We start from the raw sequence: 18,977 nt of genomic DNA, 5'->3' as shown, positions 1-18,977 counted from the left end.
GCTACCTAGCAATATAGCAGGCATCTGCCGTGCGGCAATCACGAACGGCGACGCAACGCTACCGCCTCGCCAGAATGGCAGCACGCCGCAGCGCACCACTTTGGAGCAGATTGTGAGTGAATCAGGATGGCATTGCAAGAAATAACATGCAGGAAAGCAACAACTGGGAGACACTATGCCGCCACGAATGGGCGGCAGGCAAGCAAGCTCAGTTTTGCTTCACATAGATCAATTTTGACGTATCAAAACCCAGCCCCCGGGCTTTCTCGATCAATCGTTGCTGCAAGCCAGCGTCCATGGTGGGCGTGCGCGACAGCAACCACAAGTATGACTTGTCGGGGCCGCTGATCATGGAATAGCTGTAATCTTGCTGGTCCAAATCAAAAACGATGTAGGAACCATAAAAGGGGCCGAAAAACGACACTTTCAGGTAGCCCACGTCTTTCTTGTCCACGAAATACGCCTTGCCTTCGGCTTCCTTCCACTTCGCATCCGTGTCCTTGTAGCCGCGATTGAGCACTTTCAGGCCGCCATCCTGACGCAGGCTGTAGTCGGCCGTCACATGGCTCAGGCCCCGTTCGAACGAGTGGTCCAGACGCGCAATCTCATACCACTTCCCCAGATAGCGGGTCGTGTCGAAGTGATTGACGGGATGAATATTCTCGGGCCGGCCCACACAGCCGGCCAGTACGAGCACACACAGGAACAGCAGTTTTTTCATGGTCTTCTCCAGATGGTGAAATCAAGGCAGCTGCATCAGGGCAGCAATGCGTGGTCGACGATGCGGCGGATCGCGCCATTATTTTGCATGCGCACGATGGCGGTATTGAATTGTTCGATAAAGTCATCGCGATAAGGGTAGGCGGACGGTCGGCGCGCCGTAAAGCCCAGGTGGCCCTGCTGGCTGGCCAGCTGCGCCGTTTCCTGGATCGCCTGCATCGGCGTGCCCGGCGGCCCATCGCGCCGGATGCGCTGCAATTCCCACTGCGCCGACAGGCGGTCGCTGACATAGCAATCGATGCGCCCGCGCATCAGCTTGAGCAGATTCGTGCGCGTGCCTTTGGCCGGGTCGAGCACGATTTTTTCGGCGCGCAAGGACGCCGTCAGCGCCGCATCGCCAAGCAGGAAACCAGCGTTCACGCCGATGTGCAGGCCGCCGTAATCGGCGGGCCATTGGCGCAGTGCGCGCTTGGCCAGCACGTCCTGATTGCACAGCACCACCAGCTGCTCCATCAGCAGCGGCACGGAATAGCGCACATACGGCCGTTCGCTGCGCCACGAATACGGCGGATACAGGGCGAAAGCCTCGCCCGTCTGCAGCATCAACAGTCCCCGCTTCCAGGGCACCGGGCGCAGCTGCACCGCATACTGCGGCATCGATTGCAAGGCGACACGCACGATCTCCGTGTAGATGCCTTTCAGCTGGCCATTCTCGACGTAGGAGTACGGCGGATAATCGTCGTCACCATAGATCACCAGTGGCGTCGCAGCCCCGGCGTGCGCGCTGGCAGCGATGGACAGGCATAGCGCGGCAGGCAACATGAGCATTCTGAGCATGCCCAAAGATTAGCATGGAAGCGCCAACAGCGATCAGCCGTTCGCGCTGTTCGTCCCCAGCATCTCATCGAGCTGCGCCAGGGTGCCCGAGTCCTTCACGACGGCACGCAGCCACAGGTGCAGCGGCAATTCTCCCCAGCTGGCGGCCTTGTCGGCCAGGTAGGCGACGGGACTGTGCGGCTCCGTGCGGCGGAAGAAATCGGCCACCTGGCGCAGCTGGGCCAGCGCCTGCTGGCGCTGCACGATGGCGCCCCCGCTGCTGCTGGCACCCTGGCCAGCGGCGGGCGGCGCAGCAGCGAAGTCCACGCCAGGCGACAGTGGCGCGATGAAATGAATGACGTTTTCCAGCGCTTCTCGCGCGGCGCGAAAACTCGGGCCATCGGCGCCGAAACGCGCATCGACGCTGCGTTCAAATGCCAGCAGCGACTGCATGCAGTATTGCGCATCGGCCAGCAAGCCATCGGAAAATGCGCGCGTATTCCTTTGCTGCGCCGCCTCCATCTGTGCCAGTGTCTCACCGTCGTCGTGGCGCGTATCGCCCCAGCCCTGCTCTGCACCGCCCTGCGCCAGACTGGCCGCCGCGCGCTGGCGCGCCACATCGAAATCCTGCAGTGAAAACAGGCCATTGGCGCCTTCGGTCAGCGGGATCTCGCGCAGCAGCTGCGGCGTGCGCGACAGCAGCCAGAAGACATTGCCGATACGCTGTTCCTGGTCGCCCTCTTCTGCTGGCGGGTACAGACCTTCCCAGTAGCGCTCGCACAGGCCAGCCAGCAGCGCGTAACCATCACCCAGGCCGCGGAAGTGGCGTGTTTTCGCATGCGCCTCGGCCAGCCACACGGCCACGCGCAAATCCTTGCTACTCGTTGCGATCAGCTGTTCGCAGCGCGTCGCCACGAAAGGCCAGTCGGCTTCCTTCAGCGCCGTCACCCACTCGCCCTGGTCCAGGCTCGGGTCATCATGCTGGCGCGCCCGCGCGATGGCGTCGAGCTCCTGGCTGAAAGTGATGTCTTCGCCACAGGGGCTGACGGCGCTGACGGGGTGCAGCAACTGCTCCAGATTGAACATGGCGCTCTCCGGCGGTTGACGTTATTTGATGGCGTTACTTGATCGCGTATTTGAACTGCCCCTGCTTGCCGGCGCTGACGCGTATCGAGGCTATCGGCTCGCCTTCGGCCATGCGCGCCAGCACCGCTTCGGCGATCGCCGGCAGCAGGCTGCCGTTGAGGACCTGGTCGACGTTGCGCGCGCCCGAGTCGACCTCGGTGCAGCGCGCCAGCACCGCGTCGACCAAGCCCGCGTCATGGCTGAACTGCGCCTGGTGGTTGCGCGCGATGCGCGCGCCGATATGCGCCAGTTTCAGGGCGATGATCTCGGCCAGCACCGCGTCGTTCAAGGGGTAGAACGGCAGCACCTTCAAGCGCCCGAGCAAGGCCGGCTTGAAATGCGCCACCATCTGCGGACGCACCAGTTCTTCCAGCGCGGCCGGCGTGGGCAAGTCGTGCGCCGCCCGGTTCAGGCAGGCGGCCATCATGGCGCCGGCACCCAGGTTCGAAGTGGCGATGATGATGGTGTTGCGAAAATCGACTTCGCGCCCTTCAGCGTCATCGAGCACACCTTTGTCGAAGACCTGGAAGAACAGTTCCAGCACGTCGGGATGGGCCTTTTCCGCTTCGTCAAGCAGCACCACGCTATAGGGCTGGCGCCGGACGGCTTCCGTCAGCACGCCGCCCTCGCCATAGCCGACATAGCCAGGCGGCGAGCCTTTCAGGCCGGCCACGCTGTGCGCCTCCTGATATTCGCTCATGTTGATGGTAATGAGCTTGCGCTCGCCGCCATACAGCAGGTCGGCCAGCGCCAGCGCCGTTTCCGTCTTGCCCGTACCGGACGGCCCCGTGAACAGGAACACGGCTTGCGGCTTGTTCGGGTCGTCCAGGCTGGCGCGCGCCGTGCGCACGCGCTGCGCCACCGCCGCGATAACGTGGTCCTGTCCCAGCACCCGTTCGCGCAGCGCCCCATCCAGGGTCTGCACCGTGCGGATCTCGTCCTTGAGCATTTTCCCCAGCGGGATGCCGGTCCAGCCGGCGACGATGCCGGCCACCACCTGCGCATCGACTTCCAGCGGCGACAAAGGCGCCTCTCCCTGCAGGGCCGCCAGCTCTTCCTTCAGCGCCAGCAGGCTTACCGCGCCGGCCTCGCCCGGCCGCTCGCCGCGCAGCTGCGCGCGCAGGTCGCCGATCTGCGCCACCAGCGCCTTTTCGCGCTCCCAGCGCTGCGCCAGGGCCGCGACCGCCGCCTGTCCTTCCTCATGCTCGCGCCGCAGTTGCGCCAGGCGCGCGGCACCGGCTTTATCGGGCGCTTCGCCGTCACTTGCCTCGCGGGTCAGGGCGGCGATTTCCGCGCCGATGCGTTCCTGCCGCCGGTTTGCGTTTTCCAGCTGGGCCGGCGTGGCGCACTGGCCCAGCGCCACCTTGGCGCACGCCGTATCGAGCACGCTGATGGCCTTGTCGGGCAACTGGCGCCCGCTGATGTAGCGGTGCGACAGGCGCACCGCCTCGACGATGGCGGCATCGCGCACGCGGGTGCCGAAATGGCGTTCCATCAGCGGCGCCATGGCGCGCAGCATGGCGCAGGCGACATCTTCGCTCGGCTCCTCCACCTTCACCACCTGGAAGCGCCGTGCCAGCGCCGCATCCTTTTCAAAATATTTTTTGTACTCGCTCCAGGTAGTGGCGGCAATCGTGCGCAGGGCGCCGCGCGCCAGCGCCGGCTTGAGCAAATTGGCCGCATCGTTCTGCCCCGCCTGGCCACCGGCGCCGATCATGGTGTGCGCCTCGTCAATGAAGAGGATGATGGGATGCGGGCTTTTCGTCACCTCGTCGATAACATTCTTCAAACGGCTTTCGAATTCTCCCTTCACGCTGGCGCCAGCCTGCAGCAAGCCCATGTCGAGCGCGTGGATGCGCGCCCCCTGCAGCACCTCGGGCACGTCGCCGGCGGCGATGCGCAAGGCCAGGCCTTCCACCACGGCCGTCTTGCCCACGCCCGCCTCGCCCGTGAGAATGGGATTATTCTGGCGCCGGCGCAGCAGGATATCGACGGCCTGGCGTATCTCCGCCTCGCGGCCGATTACGGGATCGAGCTTGCCGTCGCGCGCCAGCTGCGTCAGCTCGGTGGTGAACTGGTCCAGCGCCGGGGTTTTGCTGGCCAGGGTCGCAACAGGATCGTCGGGTGTGCCGGAAAGCTGCGGCACGGCCGCGCTTTCCTCATCGGAGCCGTCTGTCAGCCTGTCCGGATGGTGCTTCAATTGTTCCACGCTGAAGCGGGCGAACAGCTTCGAACCCCGATACGCGAGCTGCGACAGTTCCGGGTCCGTCAGCAGCGCCAGCAACAGATGGCGGCTGCGAATGGGTCCCGGCTGCGCCGTATCGAGCGAGGCGACCAGCCAGGCATGCTCGAACAACAGCGGCAAATGGGGCGAAAACACGGGAGTGCGCGCACTGCCGGTCCGGAAGCTGCCGATCTCGCGGCGCAGGTCCGACTCCAGCGCCGTCAGACTGATTTCACTACGCCGCGCGATGGTGACGAAATCGCTGCGCTCCTGCTCCAGCAGCGCCAGGAACAGGTGTTCGATATCGACTTCGTACTGGCCCAGTCCCACGCAGATGCCGGCGGCGCGGGTGGCGGCCGTGCGCGCCGTGTCATTCAGTTTGGCGATCAGGGTTTTCAAATGATTGCTCATGCGGCGGCTCCCTTGCGGTTGATCGAATAGCGCAACGACGATGGCTGCAGCACGGCGTCGAAATTGACCGTCTCGCCGGCGGACATCACGGCCAGGGAGCCGCTGATGACAAAGCCGACGCGGTTGATGCTGCCCGCTTCGCGCTCCAGGCGGGCGCGCACATTGCGCAGGCGCGGTTCGTGGCGTTCGATTGCTGCCTTCAGCGCGGCGCAGATGCTTGCGCGGTCATCGCTGCTGGACAAACACATGCCGGCGAAATCGATCAAGCCATAGTTGACGATGGAGGCCGCGCATTCCGGATAGGCGTCGAGCGCGCCGGGCGGCAGGGCCACGCGCGTGTTGAGCAACTCTTCCAGGTCGCGCGCCACCGCATCCTTCAATTGTTCCAGCGACAGGCGTGCCGCCACGCCGCCCGCCGCCGCACCGCCGTCGCCCATCAGGCGGTCGAACAGGCCAGGTACAAAACTGTCCATGCGCTCTCCTGAAAAGTCGGCGCGACGCGCAGGCGAAGGTGGCCGCCGCGCGCCGCGCACGATGGATCAAGCCACGCGGTTCGCGGCCAGGTCCCAGCCGCCCGAGGTATTGCCGCCGGCGCCGCCCGTCACTTTTTGCTGCGTGTATTTCCACTTCACTTTCGAGAACTTGAAGCCGACGTGTTCACCCAGGATATCGCCTTCTTCCACGTTCGGCGTCACGGCACCGATCAGCACATTCTCGATTTCGATTTCAAAGTACTTGACGCGCTCGCCCTGGCCGTCAGCGCGCATGAATTCGAAGCGCGCCTTTGGAATGGTCTTGCCGGCCGAGCAGGTCTGCAGCAGCACCGGTGAGGCCAGGTCGGCCAGCTTGGAGATGACGATGTCCTTGTGCTCGCAGCGTTCGGCCGTATGGCCGCCGCCCGTCGAGGCGGTGGCGGACTTCGGCTGCTCGACGCTCCAGTTGACCGATTTGCACTCGATCCAGTCCTTGTGCTTGTCATCGGTGGACTCGCCCTTGATGCCGTCTATCTGCAGATATACATCGATTGCCATGGTGTGCTCCTCTGGTTGAAAGATGGGTGAATCAGGAATTGGTCGACTTCGGCAACTCCGCGACCAGTCGGAGCGAAACGGATAATTCATCGAGCTGGAAGTGCGGCCGCAGGAACGACACGGCGCGGTACACGCCGGGCCGGCCCGACACTTCCTGCACTTGCACGGATGCCTCGCGCAGGGGGAACTGCGCCTTCTGCTCCTGGCTGGCGTTATCGTCGAGCAGCACGTACTGCATCAGCCAGCGATTCAGGAAGTCTTCCACGTTGGAGGCGGCGGCAAAGCTGCCGATCTTGTCGCGCATCATGGCCTTCATGTAATGGGCAATGCGCGAGACGGCGAAGATGTACTGCAGCTGCGACGACAGCACCGCGTTCGCATTGGCCGCGTCGCTTTTGTACTTGCGGCTTTTCTGCGCCGACTGGGCGCCAAAAAACGCTGCATACGCCGTGTTCTTGCAGTGCACCAGCGAGATGAAGCCCAGGTCCGACAATTCCTTTTCGCGGCGGTCAGTGATCGCCACTTCGGCCGGGCATTTCAGGGCCACGTCCCCCTCGTCCGTCTTGAAGGTGTGGGTGGGCAGGTCGTCCACCAGGCCGCCGCCCTCCACGCCGCGGATGGCGGCGCACCAGCCATAATCGGCAAAGGCGCGCGTGAGCTTGCAGCCGAATGCATACGCGGCGTTGCACCACAGGTATTTGTGATGGTCGCTGCCATCGACTTCCTCGACAAAGTTAAAACCTTCAACGGTGGTGCCATCGACGGGATTGAAGGGCAGCCGGCCCAGGAAGCGGGGCAAGGTCAGGCCCACGTAGCGTGCATCCTCGGATTCGCGGAAGGCCTTCCATTTCGCGTACTCGATGGTGTCGAACACCTTGGCCAGGTCGCGCGGCTTGCCCAGGTCACCGTAGCTTTCCAGGCCAAACAGTTCCGGCGCGGCCGAGGCGATGAACGGTGCATGCGCGGCGGCAGCGATGTGCGACATCTGCTCGACGAAATACATGTCTTCCGGCTGGCGCGAGATGGCGAAGTCTCCCAGCAGCGCGGCGAACGGCGCGCCGCCGAAGGTGCCAAATTCCTCTTCGTAGACCTTCTTGAACATGCAGCTCTGATCGAACTCCAGCGCCGCCTGGAAATCCTTCACCAGTTCGCGCTTGGTGGCGTTGAACATGCGGATCTGCAGGCGCGTGCCCGTATCGGAGTTGCCGACCAGGTAGCGCAGCCCCGTCCAGCTTTGTTCGAGCTGCTGGAACGGCGCCGCGTGCATGATTTCGCTGAGCTGGGAGGAGATCAGGCGGTCGATTTCCGCCACGCGTGCGTCCAGGGTGGCCGACAGGCTGCTGGACATCAGCACCGTGCCGTCAAGCACCTGCGCCACCAGTTCCGAAATGAGGTCGCGTGCGCGCGCATGTTCGGCGCCCGACTTGGCGACGCGGCTTTGCTCGACGATCTGGTCCAGCAAGTCGGTCGCCACCGGCGCATCGGATGCGGATACTGCAAGGGCTTCTGCATGGGCGCTCATCTCAATCCTCCTGCGTCGGGAAGCGCGGTTTCAGGGTGGCCAGGCTGTCCGTGTTGTTCAGCACCTCCGTCAGCAAATCTTCCAGCTTGTCATTGCCGGCCAGCTTGTTGCGCAAGTCGGCCAACTTGGTGCGCGCCTCGAGCAGCTTGCGCAAGGGGTCGACCTGGCGCACCACGGATTCCGGGCGAAAGTCATCCATCGAGCGGAAGTGCAGGTCGACGGCGAACGTGCCACCCGCCTCGCTCATGCGGTTCGGCACGGCGAAGCGGGCCACCGGCTCCACGCCGGCCAGCACTTCGTCGAAGTTTTCGTGGTCGATGGCGACGAACTTGCGGTCCTTCAGGCGTTTTTTCTCATTGTCAGAATTACCGCCAAAGTCACCCAGCACGCCGACCACGAAGGGCAGCTCCTTGTTTTCAATCGCGTCGCCAATCTCGACGTCATAGGTCATTTGCACGCGCGGGGCGCGTATCTTTTGCAGGCGTTTCTGCACGCTGTCGGACTTGGACATGTCGCTTCCTTTGCAAGGAGATGGTGGGGATGCTGGCTTATTTCAGGCCGCTGAACGGATCGGCCCCGCTGGCTGGCGCTGCCGCGCCCTTCGCCGCCGGCGTGCCGGAACCGGCTGCGCGCTTGCCGGCCGCCGCCGGGCGCCTGGCCGGCGGCACCAGCACATCTTCGCCGATGCTTGCGCGCAGCAGCTTGGCCAGATCCTGCGCTTCCGAGCGCAGCGAGCCATTCAGATTGTTTTGCCGCGACAGATCGGCCAGCGCCTTGCCGGACAGGCGCAAGCCGCTGACGGCGACGATGCTGTTGGCAACCTTGTCGTCCGGGTCGCGCTCCAGCGCTTCGAGCGCATGGCCGATGGCGTCGCCGTACTGACCACGGTCGAACTTCATCTGCGCCATTTGCAGCCACGGCGCCTTGTCGGCCGGGTAGCTGCTGCCGCCGCGCTGAAGCAGGATCATGGCGCGCTCGTACTGGCCGGCGCGCGCGGCAGCATCGGCGTCGCTCATCACTTGTGCCAGGGTGGGCGCGGCAGGTTTCTTGGGCGCCGGCTGGTCTGGCGTGGCGCAGGCGGCCAGCAGCAAGGCGCTGGCGAAGCAGGCAATACGGGGCAACATGGTGGCTGGCTTCATCGGGCATTCCTTCACGTGGAGGACGCTACCGCTGGGAAAAATGGGCGGCGCCTTGGTGGAGGCCATTATTGATCGCCAATTTTCATGGCAGATTGAGATTAATCAGCAAAGAAGAAGTTCCACATCACAGCCACGTGCAGCCGCCTGAATCCTGATCTGGCGCAGGAACTGCGTTGAACGCAGGCGGACTTTGCGCCAACGCAAGCAGGCCGCCGGTGCATGCGTTTAAATGACTGCAACACTTTTATTTCCACCCTCCATTCTTAAAAAGAAAACCCATGCCACCTGACGCCCCGCTCCGCCGCCTGGCGCGCGCCACCCCGCTACTGCTGCTGGCCTTGCTGCAAGCCGGCTGCGCGGGCGGCGCCATCGGCACCCTGGCCAACGCGGCGCTGCAAATAGCCGGCGTGGCCAAGCCGCCGCCCGAACTGCCTGACGCGCAAAAACCACCGCGCAATGTCAGCATCCGTCTGCACGCGGCGCAGCGCATCAACACCGATGCCGAAGGCCGGTCGCTGGCGCTGGTGGCGCGCATCTACAAGCTGCGCCAGAGCGCCGCCTTCGAGCAGGCCCACTACGACAGCTTCCTCGACGCGCAGCGCGAAAAGGCGGCGCTGGGCGCCGACCTGCTGGAAGTGAAGGAAGTGCTGCTGGTTCCGGGCCAGCGCTACGAAGTGCTGGAAAAAGTCAGCGGGGAAGCGTATTTCATCGGCGTGGTGGCCCTGTTCCGCGCGCCTGCGGCACAGCGCTGGCGCGCCACCTTTGCCGCCGCCGATGCGGAACGCGGCGGCATCACCGTCGGCCTGCACGCCTGTGCGCTCAGCGTCACTGGCCTGGCCGGCATGGACAGCGGCATGGTGCCGCTGTCCGCCCTGCGCTGCCAGTAACGGAGCAGCGGCACGCCACACATTCAAGGAGAAACGAGATGGGCATGGCAGCGAAAGTCTTGTGGGGAGAAGGCCTGTTCCTGCGGCCGCAGCATTTCCAGCGCCAGGATCAGTATCACGAAGCGCGCCTGCATCACACGGCCAGCGCGCTGCATCCCTACCTGTGGGGCGTGGCGCAGCTGCAGTGGGATCTGGCGGCGCTGAAGACGGGCACCCTGCGCCTGCAGGCCCTGTCGGCGATCTTCCGCGACGGAGAAGTGTTCGAGGCGCTGGGCGACGGTGCGCCCGGCAGCGATACGCTGCCCCCGCCGGTGGACCTGGAAGCGCTGCCGCCTGCGGTGCAGGAAGTGACGTATTACGCGGCGCTGCCCATCCTCAACCGCGAAGGCATGAATTGCACGGCGCAGGCGTCAAAGACAGGCACGCCTACAGCCACGCGCTTTGCGCATGCCATGCGCGCCACGCCCGACCTGTTTACGGAGTCCACCGTAGCCGACGTGGCGTATCTGAAGAAAACCGTGCGCCTGATTCCCGACAGCGAGGCGCGCGGCTCCTACGACTGCCTGCCGCTGATCGCCCTGCGGCGCACGGTGTCGGGCGGCTTCGAGCCTGTGCCCTCGTTCATGGCACCCAGCCTGGCGATCGCGGGCGCGCCGCGCCTGCAGGGCGTGCTGGAACACTTGCTCGACGCATTGCAGGCGAAAGTGAGCGCGCTGCACGGCCACCACCGCGAGCCGAGCCGCAATGTGATCGAGTTCCGCTCGGGCGACGTGTCCTCGTTCTGGTTGCTGCACACGGTCAGCGCGGCCGCCGCCGCGCTGATGCACTATGTGCGCCATCCGGCCCTGCATCCGGAGCGCCTGTACGAAGCGCTGCTGGGCCTGGCGGGCGGCCTGCTCAGCTACTCCAGGCATTACACCCTGGCCAGCCTGCCCGCCTACGACCACGCGCAGCCGGGCGCCTGCTTCGATGCCATCGACGGCATCATTCGCGAACTGCTCGACACCGTCATCTCGTCGAAGTATTTTTCCATCGCCCTGCTTGAGGACAAGCCGTCGTATTACCTGGGCAAGCTCGATTCGGACAAGATCGACCAGCACACCACCTTGTACCTCGCGATTCGTGCCGCCATGTCCGCCATCGAACTGGTTGACGTGGTGCCGCTGCGCGTCAAGGTGGGCGCGCCCGACGACGTGGAAAAATGCGTGCTGACGGCCATGCCCGGCCTGAAACTGTCGCACGCGCCGCAAGTGCCGGCCGCCATTCCCGTGCGCCCCGAAACCTATTATTTTGCGATTGAAAACCGCGGCGCGCTATATGAGCAGATGCTTAAGGCGCAGTCGATTTCCGTGTACGTGCCGGCCGGCATACGCGACCTGCAGCTGGAACTGATCGCGGTGACGGCATGAGCCAGCTCATCGAACGGCGCGCGGCGCCATCCCTGCTGGGCCCCCGCAGTGCCGCCCCTGCGGTCAGCAGCCGGCATGCCGGCAGTGCCCTGCCGGACCTGATGCACGAAGGCTTTTACATGCTGTTCATGCTGAAGCACGGTTCGGCGCCCGGCGACGAACAGAGCTTCATGGACCGCATCACGGCCTTCCTCGACGACTTCGAACGCGAAGCGAAAAAGATCCGCGCCGACGGCGACGATATCGAAGCGGCCAAATATGCATTCTGCGCGGCGGTCGATGAAATCATCCTGGCCTCGCCTTTCGACCTGCGCAAGCAGTGGGAGCGGCGCCCGCTGCAGCTGCTGATCTTTGGCGACCAGTTGGCGGGCGAACACTTTTTCGATCGCCTCGACGCCCTGCGCGGCAAGGGCCCCATGCGCGTGCAGGCGCTACAGGTTTTCCATATGTGTTTGTTGTTGGGATTCCAGGGCAAGTATGCGATCGACGGCGGCGAAAAACTCAGCTACCTGACGGCACGCCTGGGCGACGACATTGCCCACATCAAGGGCAAGAGCCGTGGCTTCGCGCCGCGTGCGGAACGCCCCGACCAGGTGATCAACAAACGCGGCAGCGACGTGCCGCTGTGGGCGTTGTCGAGCTTTTTCGCCCTGCTGGCTATCTGCGCTTACCTCGGCCTGAAAACGCATCTGACGCGCAACACGCAAACGACTCTGGCCGCGTATGCAGACCTGGTCAAACTGGCGCCGCGCCCAGCACACCTGACCATCACCCTGCCCTGAACACCTCACAAAACCTACTGCGCGTCGGTTTAGGCGGCCTGCGATGCTCACCGTGCTCTAGCACGGTTGCGCTTCTCGACCGCCTCTCCCTTCCGCTCGCTACGGTTTTGTGAGGTGTCAACCCAATCTATTGCGCGATCCTGAACTCGATGCGCCGGTTTCTCGCCCGGCCATCGGCCGTGGCGTTGCTGGCCACGGGACGGTCCGGCCCCTGGCCCGACACCAGCACCGAATCGGCCCCGACGCCCTTGCTGGCCAGGTAGGCACGCACGGCTTCGGCGCGCGCCTGGCTCAGGGCCACATTGCTGGCGCGCAGGCCCGTATCGTCCGTGTGGCCGATCACCTCCACCTTGCGGCCCCGCAACTTGAGCATGACGGCAGCCATTTCGTCGAGGATGGCCAGGCCGGCCGGCGTAATGGACGCCTTGCCGCTGTCGAATTCGATGATGCGTTTATCCAGTGCAGCATCGAGCAAGCCCTGCTCGGCCTCGGCCGCCCTGACCCGCAAACCATTGCTGACGATGTAGGTGGGATTGAGGCTGGTAGCGATGTCGCTGGCGATCTGCTGGCGCTGCGCCTCGTTCGCCACCTCGCCGCGCACGCTGACGTCGTTGCCGGCTATGCTGATCTGCCCCCGTGAAATGAGCTTCAGGTTCGGCGCGATGAGCTTTTGCACGTAAGCGTTCCAGTTGGCCGGCATGGCAACGTTGCCGATGGCGATCTGGTCGACCACGCGCTCGGCGCCATACAGTTCGCGCAGTCGGGCAAGCACGGCAGCCTTGCCCGCCTCGTCGGCCAGGGTGCCCGTGACGAGGATTTGCCCCGGCATCGGCGTCTGGGGCGCCTGGGCCTGGGCGTGGCAGGAAGTGGCTGCAGGAAGCAGCAGCGGCAGCAGGAAAATGTGTGACTTCATCGCAATCCTTCAGGCAAAGGTATCGGCAAACATCACGCAGGCCGAGCGCAGCGACAGCTGCTCCTGCTCCAGGCAGGCGGAAAACTGACGCAGCGCCGCATCGTCTCCCAGCTGCCCGTCAACCCAGTCCAGCTGGTCGAACAGGATCAGCCTTTCGCTGCCGGCCTGCGGATCGATCAGCGCGCGCAAGCCATGCGGGTCGGCGCCGCAAAAGCCGATCACCAGTACGGGTGCCTCGTCGAGGTGGGAGAAAAACAGCGCCAGTTCGAAATCGGCCTGGCGCAGGAAAGGCGCGATCAGGTGCAGCCAGAGGCTGGCCACCAGCTCGCGCAGCTGCACGTCTTGCGGCAGCGGCAGCACCAGGCTTTTCTCCAGGCGCGGCAAGCCGCTGTGGCGCACCGGCTGCAGCAGCAGGCCCAGGCCCAGCAGCAATTCGCGCACCGTCACCGGAAACGCGGGCGAGGCCAGCATCGCCTGCAAGTCATGCACGGTCTGCGCCTGCAAGAAGGCGGATAACCGCGCCGCATGGCCAGGCGCGGCCGGTTCGACTTCGACCACATTGCCGGCCAGCGCCAGCAAGGCCGGTCCGGGTTCGTCGCTGGCCACGATGCCCTGCGACAGCTGCTCCACCTGCTGCCACAGCGGCGCCAGCACCAGCGGGCTGCAAGCGACGAAGGCTTCGGCGTCATCGACTTCCAGCGCGCCCATGGCCATGAAGGGAAACCGCCGCTGCGACTGGTCATTGCTCGCTTCCAGGCGCCCGGCGATGGCGCGCCGGCTGCGCGTGCCGACGAAGGCAAAGCGCAGCGGCGGCAAGGCATCGTAATTGAGCTTCCAGCGCGGGTTCACCGTCAGGGCATTCATGACCTGCGCCACCCAGTCGTCAAGCAGCTGCACCAGCGCGTGATTGTCGCAAGCCTTGATGAAATCGCCGCGCGCGGGGATCTTGCCGAAGTACCCGAGACGCACCTGTTGCGCCGCGCGCCTCATGGCGAAACTCCCGCTGCAGCTACAGCAACGGCGGCAATGGCTGGCGGGGGTGCTGGCGTGCCGACGATAGTCTCGGGCAGCTGCATGCCGCGAAACCCCTGCTCCTGCACCGCCGCAGTCCCACCCGCGCCCGCGCCTGTCGTTTCGGCGCTGCTGGTGATTTTCAGGTCGACCGCCACGGCCACCTCGCCGCGCACCCAGCGCAGTTCGAACACGCCGCCATCCTTGCGCTTCTTGGTGGCCGCATCGATCATGCGCTTCAAGCCGAATTGCCCCGGTTCGTTGAACAGCTCCAGCGTGCGCCCGTCAAAGGTGACGGCGGTGATGCGCGCGCCCTGGAGGCCCGCCGCGCCTTGCGGGCCGGGATGGACCATGTTCGTCCACTGCGCCGGCGTGTTGCGGTAGCGCAGCTGCTGGCCGTCGATCTCCACCGTGTACTCCAGGGTGCCGGGCGCGGGCGACGGCTGGATCTGGAACACGGTTTGCGCCACGCTGGAGGTGGCCGCCACGCCACCCGCGCCCAGCGGCGCAATCCAGCCGGGGAAACGCGCCACCACTTGCGGCGACAGGCTGATGCCCATGTCGGCCCAGGTGCGCGGCGCCAGCACGTCGCCGCGCCGCACCACCAGGGGGCCCATGGAGGTGGTGACGAATTTTGCCACCAAGCCTTCAGGACCGAAGTACTGGCCGATCTCCAGGCTGCTCGCCTCGATGCGCGCGCCTGGGGAAAACGGATATTTATTGGCCAGCGATTTCTGGAACGGTTCATATACCTGCGCCGCCCAGGTCTTGTTGATATCGAGTTCGGCCGGTGCGACGATGACGGCAAAAGTCTGCATCAATGGCCGTACGAGGATGGGTCGTATGGCCTGTTTTTGCGCGTCGCTCATCCCCGTGAGCATCTGCTCGTCGACCAGCTTCAGGGCGTCGGCCAGTTCGGAACCGCTGCCTTCCAGGGTCTGCTGCATGAACTGGCGCGCGCCCGGTCCCGCGTCGCCCTGGTTCTTCAGCAAGTTCAAACGACTGCGCAGTTTCGACAGCGCCTCCAGATACGCGCGCATCAACGAGGCATTGTTGTCCCTGGCCGCCACCAGCTTGCCCACGCCGGCAAATTCGCGCCCCACGGGACCCATGGGTTTGTCCAGTCGGGCCGGGTCGATCTGCGCATTCATTCCCGGATTGGCCGTCAGCTGCGATGGCGCACGGCGCAGCACCGTTTCCTTGAACCAGGCGATGATGCCCCGCTCGGCCTTGCGCAACTGCGCATTTTGCAGGGCCGGATTGTCCCACGAGGTTTCCTCGTAAATGGTCGTCAGCAGTTTGGCAATCGGCGACGCTTGCGGGTCACCCAGGCGGTTCATCGCCTGCACGGCGCCGTCAAAGCCCTTCAGATCGGCGACAGCGACGCCCTGCACGAATTTTTGCCACTCGCGCGCGTAGTCGGCCTTGTACATGGCCACCAGGTTTTTCTCGATCTGCTCCGGGCTGCCTTCCAGGGTCAGGTCGTCGGTGGAAGCGCTTTTCAGCACCCAGTCGGCGCTTTGCAGTTCGTGGTTGGCAGCGCCGCGAAACGCGCCCTCGACGAACTTTTCCCACGCCTGGCGCGTAAAGGCGCCGGAGACGGCGTAACTGCCCGCCAGCAGTGCCTGATCCTGTTCGCCGACGATGCGCGCCACCGTCATGCCGGGAAAGCGCGTCGAAGCGCGCGCGCGAATGTCGGCATACACGCGCTCGCGCGCCGGCATGCCCTGCACCACGCGGCGCAGGTTTTCGCGTGCCTGGTCGACCAGCGCCAGCTTCTGCTCGATGCGCGGCCAGGACGGGTCGCCAATTTGCGCCAGGTAAAACGTCAGTAGCCGCTCGGCGCTGCGTATCATCTGTTCGCGCGGCATGGCGCCGCGGTTGCCTTCCAGCCAGGCGCGCCAGAAACGCGTCAGCTGGTCGTTCAGGTGGCTGCTCTCGGCATGCGTCTTATCGGCCAGCATCAGATAGGTTTTCAGCGCGTTGTAGGCATCTTCCACGTTCGTCGGCGACGCGGCCTGGTACTGGAACGATCGCGCGGCCGGTGAAGTGGCCGGGGCGGCGGCCGGCGTCTGCGGCGTGCGCGCCGCTGGCTGCAGCTGGTCGGCGCTGGCGTTCATCTCGAACAGCAAGGCTTCCAGCGCGCCCGCCACGGGGACCAGCATGACCTGGCGCGCGCCGGCAAAGTATTCTTCACGCAGCTTGCGCTCAAGCAGATCGCCCTGGTACAGGCCCAGGCGCAATGACCAGGGCCGTTGCGTGCGGTACGCTTCCAGCTGCTCGATGCGGTCCTGCAAGATCTCCAGCGCTTCCAGGCGCGACTGCAAATCCAGGCGTCGCTCCTGCAGCTTCACCACTTTGTTTAAATCGGCCTCCACGTTGGCAACCAACTGGCGGTTGCCCAGGTAGGACCAGCTCCAGCCACCCAGGCAGGCGCCCAGCGACACCGTGGCAGCAAAGAACACGGCGTACTTGAAGCGCAGCTTGGCACGGTTGGCATAGTTGGCCACCAAATGCTTGTCGGCAAAAATCACCTTGCGGAACAACTCCAGCAGGAAATAACCATGTTGGCGCGCACCTGCGGGCAGCAAGGCCGGGGTTGGCGCGTAGGCCAGGTCGAAGCGGCGCGCCACCTGCTGCGAGGAAGCACTGACTGGCTCGCCCTCCTGCAGCGCGCTGGTGAAATAGAAGCCGCGGAACACGGGCTGGAACTGGAACGGGTTTTCCTCGAACAGGGTGGCGATGAAGGCGCGCAGGGCCGGCTTGATGGCGGTAAACTCCAGCGGGAAGGTAAACACGCCGGGCGCCATCGTCTTGCGTTGCCGGTGCGCCATGTTAGCCAGGCTCAGCTCCGTCAAGCCATCGTGCAATTCATCGAAACTCTGGTCGAAAAACGCCAGCAAGTCGGCCGTGGGCAGCTTGCGCTGGTAGGGCATGGTGGCGCCCCAGACGCGCTCGCGCTCGCTACGCTCGGCATCGGCAAAAAACTCCGTGAAGCCGGCGATCAGGTCCGCCTTGGTAAACACAATGTACAGGGGTGCGAACACTTCCAGGCGTTCGATGACGTCCTGCACGCGCTTGCGCAGGCTGCGCGCCAGCTGCATGCCCACGTCGGGGTTACCTTTCAATTCGTCGATGCTGACAGCGATGAGGATGCCGTTGATGGGTGCCTTGCGCCGGTATTTTTTCAGCAGGTCGAGAAAACCGAACCACTCCCCACGGTGCTCGTCGACGACGCAGTAGCGTCCCGCCGTGTCGAGCACGATGCCATCCGTGGTGAAAAACCAGTCGCAGTTGCGCGTACCGCCCACGCCTTGCACGATCTTGCCGTCGGCGAAAGGGAACTGCAGGCCCGAATGCAGGATGGCGCTGCTCTTGCCGGCGGCCGGATTGCCAATGATCATGTACCACGGCAATTCGTAGAGAGCGGCAGCGCCAGATTTGAGGCCCAGCTTGGACGTCTTGATGGTCTCGATGGCGGCCAGCATGCCCGTGCGCACGGCGTCGAGTTCGCCATGCTGGGTGCTGCTGGGCGTCGAGACCGAGGCCGCTTGCGCGGCGGCGATCTCGGCCTCGTTGAGGATGGCTTGCCCCAACGCCTGGGCATTGCGCCGTGCGCGGCGCCGGCGCCACAGCCACAGGCCGAGCCAGGTGACAAAGGCCAGCAGCAACAGGGCAAGCGCCCAGATCAGCGCCACTTCCAGCACCTCGGCGCCCAGGTACAGGAACACGGCCAGCGCCACGAAACCGAGGATGGTCAGATGGCGGCTATCGGTGAGGAAATGCCAGATTCGTCGCAGCATGATGAGCCCAGGGTGAGGTCGCAAAACATGAGGAACGCCGCCGCGTAACTAGGCGGATTCGCCCCATCCTGACAGCAATGCGGCGCGCCTTTGTTGACATATGACAAGTACCAGACGCCAGCGCACGGCAGGCGCTGGCGTGCCATTGACGCTGCGCAAGCAAGCTTGCAGCTGTGAAAATAAAGCCGCGCTGCGGCGCTAGAATGGCTGGCGCTGCTTACTTGCCCAGCACGCGCGGTTGCGGCAATTCCGTGTGGCCAAAATCCATCATGGTCCAGCGCCCGCCCCAGCGCAGGCCCACCGATTCGGCCGTCACGCCATATAAACGGTAGCCGCGCATGGCCCAGGCATTTTTTTCAGAAAGGATGAGTTTTCCTTCATGCATGAATGCGCAATCGGCGGCCAGGCCATACTGGTGATAGCTTTGAAACGCCCTGGCGTTGGTCACGTTCGGGCCGGCCGCCGCCAGCTGGTCCTGGCGCGCGGGGCTGCGATAGCCTTCCAGCAAGACCATCTCGTAGCCATGCACGTCCTTCATGATCTTGAAGACCAGCAGCAGGCGCTGCGCGTAGTCGTGGTCGAGCAATTGCCAGTTGCGGCTGGCGCCGCCCAGCAGCGGGCGCAGCTGCGTCACTTCCGCCGTGGAAAACAGCAGCGGCGGCAGGCTCAAAGGCGGCACCAGCTGCTCGCCTTTCAGCAAATCGCTGACCTGGTCGTTGATGACATGTTGCCGGTCAGCATAGCCGCGCAGGGCGATGTGATTGCTGGACAGCCACGCCAGCAAGGGCGGCACGATGACCACCACGCTACCTGCCAGACTCAGCCAGCGATGCCGCACCAGCAGCTGCCAGGCATGCGCCATGCCCGAGCCCGTACGCTGCTGCATGCGCTGCCATTGCGCGCCGCTGCCGCCCTTCAGATGCTGCGCGCGACGCTGCATGCGCCAACCCAGATTGACGAGCGTGTGCAGCACGATGGCGCGGCCGCCGGGAAACAGCAGCAGCCAGCACGCAAAACAGGCCAGCAGGAAATACATCAGGACCAGGGCGACGAACATGGGGCGCTCCGTGACAGGGATGGACGTGGGCCGGACAGCAATTTCCCGGCCGTATTGCTAGATCGTAGGCGTCCGCGGTCCGCATGAGCGCGGTTTACATCAAGGTCAGTCGAGTTTGATTCACTGT

The 18,977-nt window shown here is 64.6% G+C and carries 16 protein-coding genes; 3 read left to right on the top strand and 13 right to left on the bottom strand.

Going from position 1 to position 18,977, the window contains the following annotated elements; genetic code table 11:
* Positions 1-208 precede the first annotated feature (208 nt).
* The 9 genes from C8C89_RS12260 to C8C89_RS12220 form a co-directional block, all read right to left on the bottom strand.
* On the bottom strand, positions 209-721 hold the full coding sequence (locus C8C89_RS12260) for a lipocalin family protein (RefSeq protein WP_133990111.1): 513 nt from the start codon (positions 719-721) through the stop codon (positions 209-211).
* 35 nt (positions 722-756) lie between these two features.
* Entirely contained in the window at positions 757-1,557 is an 801-nt protein-coding gene (locus tag C8C89_RS12255; RefSeq protein WP_133990109.1) for a transporter substrate-binding domain-containing protein, read from the bottom strand.
* A gap of 33 nt (positions 1,558-1,590) precedes the next feature.
* Positions 1,591-2,622: a type VI secretion system protein TssA gene (gene tssA / locus C8C89_RS12250; protein ID WP_133990107.1), complete on the bottom strand. Its 1,032-nt coding sequence runs from the start codon at positions 2,620-2,622 to the stop codon at positions 1,591-1,593.
* Positions 2,623-2,656: 34 nt separating this feature from the next.
* Positions 2,657-5,296, bottom strand: a complete 2,640-nt coding sequence (gene tssH, locus C8C89_RS12245) for a type VI secretion system ATPase TssH (protein WP_133990105.1) — start codon at positions 5,294-5,296, stop codon at positions 2,657-2,659.
* Positions 5,293-5,769 carry a type VI secretion system baseplate subunit TssE gene (gene tssE, locus C8C89_RS12240; RefSeq protein ID WP_101482126.1) on the bottom strand — a complete coding sequence of 159 codons (477 nt, stop codon included), beginning with the start codon at positions 5,767-5,769 and terminating at the stop codon, positions 5,293-5,295. Before tssE ends, tssH begins: the two co-directional genes overlap by 4 nt.
* A 66-nt stretch (positions 5,770-5,835) precedes the next feature.
* Positions 5,836-6,327, bottom strand: coding sequence for a type VI secretion system tube protein Hcp (locus tag C8C89_RS12235; protein WP_101482127.1), 492 nt, complete (start codon positions 6,325-6,327; stop codon positions 5,836-5,838).
* Between the two features lie 31 nt (positions 6,328-6,358).
* Positions 6,359-7,849, bottom strand: coding sequence for a type VI secretion system contractile sheath large subunit (tssC, locus tag C8C89_RS12230; RefSeq protein ID WP_133990103.1), 1,491 nt, complete (start codon positions 7,847-7,849; stop codon positions 6,359-6,361).
* A 1-nt stretch (position 7,850) separates the two neighbouring features.
* Positions 7,851-8,360, bottom strand: a complete 510-nt coding sequence (tssB, locus tag C8C89_RS12225) for a type VI secretion system contractile sheath small subunit (RefSeq protein WP_101482129.1) — start codon at positions 8,358-8,360, stop codon at positions 7,851-7,853.
* Positions 8,361-8,397: 37 nt separating this feature from the next.
* A complete protein-coding gene (locus C8C89_RS12220) occupies positions 8,398-8,988 on the bottom strand; it encodes a hypothetical protein (RefSeq protein WP_243857991.1) in 591 nt (196 codons plus the stop codon).
* 278 nt (positions 8,989-9,266) lie between these two features.
* On the opposite strand from C8C89_RS12220, the gene tssJ reads away from it, so the two are divergent.
* The 3 genes from tssJ to icmH are packed head-to-tail and all read left to right on the top strand — an operon-like array spanning position 9,267 to position 12,066.
* The gene (tssJ, locus tag C8C89_RS12215) at positions 9,267-9,875 is read left to right on the top strand and encodes a type VI secretion system lipoprotein TssJ (RefSeq protein WP_133990100.1); all 609 of its coding nucleotides are present in this window, start codon (positions 9,267-9,269) and stop codon (positions 9,873-9,875) included.
* 38 nt (positions 9,876-9,913) lie between these two features.
* Complete coding sequence (gene tssK, locus C8C89_RS12210; protein ID WP_133990098.1) at positions 9,914-11,284, top strand: type VI secretion system baseplate subunit TssK; 1,371 nt, start codon at positions 9,914-9,916, stop codon at positions 11,282-11,284.
* Positions 11,281-12,066: a type IVB secretion system protein IcmH/DotU gene (gene icmH, locus C8C89_RS12205; protein ID WP_133990096.1), complete on the top strand. Its 786-nt coding sequence runs from the start codon at positions 11,281-11,283 to the stop codon at positions 12,064-12,066. Before tssK ends, icmH begins: the two co-directional genes overlap by 4 nt.
* A 127-nt stretch (positions 12,067-12,193) precedes the next feature.
* Here icmH and C8C89_RS12200 read toward each other — a convergent pair whose 3' ends face one another.
* From C8C89_RS12200 to C8C89_RS12185, 4 genes are all read right to left on the bottom strand, one after another.
* Positions 12,194-12,979 (bottom strand): OmpA family protein, encoded by a 786-nt coding sequence (locus tag C8C89_RS12200; protein WP_133990094.1) that lies wholly within the window; start codon positions 12,977-12,979, stop codon positions 12,194-12,196.
* Between the two features lie 9 nt (positions 12,980-12,988).
* Positions 12,989-13,969: a type VI secretion system-associated protein TagF gene (tagF, locus tag C8C89_RS12195; RefSeq protein ID WP_133990092.1), complete on the bottom strand. Its 981-nt coding sequence runs from the start codon at positions 13,967-13,969 to the stop codon at positions 12,989-12,991.
* Positions 13,966-17,793, bottom strand: coding sequence for a type VI secretion system membrane subunit TssM (tssM, locus tag C8C89_RS12190; protein ID WP_133990090.1), 3,828 nt, complete (start codon positions 17,791-17,793; stop codon positions 13,966-13,968). The genes tagF and tssM overlap by 4 nt, the downstream gene beginning before the upstream one ends.
* 217 nt (positions 17,794-18,010) lie before the next feature.
* Positions 18,011-18,850, bottom strand: coding sequence for a M15 family metallopeptidase (locus C8C89_RS12185; protein ID WP_133990088.1), 840 nt, complete (start codon positions 18,848-18,850; stop codon positions 18,011-18,013).
* Positions 18,851-18,977: the final 127 nt, after the last annotated feature.

Origin of the sequence: Janthinobacterium sp. 75, from assembly GCF_004365495.1 — a bacterium.
Lineage (GTDB): Bacteria > Pseudomonadota > Gammaproteobacteria > Burkholderiales > Burkholderiaceae_D > Janthinobacterium.
The sequence above is the reverse complement of the archived record's forward strand: the minus strand, read 5'-3'. Positions and strand labels throughout refer to the sequence as shown.

What these genes read in the sequence shown, in the direction of transcription:
- C8C89_RS12185 (WP_133990088.1), bottom strand. Translation starts at nt 18,850, where the DNA reads ATGTTCGTCGCCCTGGTCCTGATGTATTTCCTGCTGGCCTGTTTTGCG.
- C8C89_RS12260 (WP_133990111.1), bottom strand. Translation starts at nt 721, where the DNA reads ATGAAAAAACTGCTGTTCCTGTGTGTGCTCGTACTGGCCGGCTGTGTG.
- tssM (WP_133990090.1), bottom strand. Translation starts at nt 17,793, where the DNA reads ATGCTGCGACGAATCTGGCATTTCCTCACCGATAGCCGCCATCTGACC.
- tssK (WP_133990098.1), top strand. Translation starts at nt 9,914, where the DNA reads ATGGGCATGGCAGCGAAAGTCTTGTGGGGAGAAGGCCTGTTCCTGCGG.
- C8C89_RS12235 (WP_101482127.1), bottom strand. Translation starts at nt 6,327, where the DNA reads ATGGCAATCGATGTATATCTGCAGATAGACGGCATCAAGGGCGAGTCC.
- tssE (WP_101482126.1), bottom strand. Translation starts at nt 5,769, where the DNA reads ATGGACAGTTTTGTACCTGGCCTGTTCGACCGCCTGATGGGCGACGGC.
- tssA (WP_133990107.1), bottom strand. Translation starts at nt 2,622, where the DNA reads ATGTTCAATCTGGAGCAGTTGCTGCACCCCGTCAGCGCCGTCAGCCCC.
- C8C89_RS12200 (WP_133990094.1), bottom strand. Translation starts at nt 12,979, where the DNA reads ATGAAGTCACACATTTTCCTGCTGCCGCTGCTGCTTCCTGCAGCCACT.
- C8C89_RS12255 (WP_133990109.1), bottom strand. Translation starts at nt 1,557, where the DNA reads ATGCTCAGAATGCTCATGTTGCCTGCCGCGCTATGCCTGTCCATCGCT.
- tssJ (WP_133990100.1), top strand. Translation starts at nt 9,267, where the DNA reads ATGCCACCTGACGCCCCGCTCCGCCGCCTGGCGCGCGCCACCCCGCTA.
- tssC (WP_133990103.1), bottom strand. Translation starts at nt 7,849, where the DNA reads ATGAGCGCCCATGCAGAAGCCCTTGCAGTATCCGCATCCGATGCGCCG.
- icmH (WP_133990096.1), top strand. Translation starts at nt 11,281, where the DNA reads ATGAGCCAGCTCATCGAACGGCGCGCGGCGCCATCCCTGCTGGGCCCC.
- tssB (WP_101482129.1), bottom strand. Translation starts at nt 8,360, where the DNA reads ATGTCCAAGTCCGACAGCGTGCAGAAACGCCTGCAAAAGATACGCGCC.
- C8C89_RS12220 (WP_243857991.1), bottom strand. Translation starts at nt 8,988, where the DNA reads ATGAAGCCAGCCACCATGTTGCCCCGTATTGCCTGCTTCGCCAGCGCC.
- tssH (WP_133990105.1), bottom strand. Translation starts at nt 5,296, where the DNA reads ATGAGCAATCATTTGAAAACCCTGATCGCCAAACTGAATGACACGGCG.
- tagF (WP_133990092.1), bottom strand. Translation starts at nt 13,969, where the DNA reads ATGAGGCGCGCGGCGCAACAGGTGCGTCTCGGGTACTTCGGCAAGATC.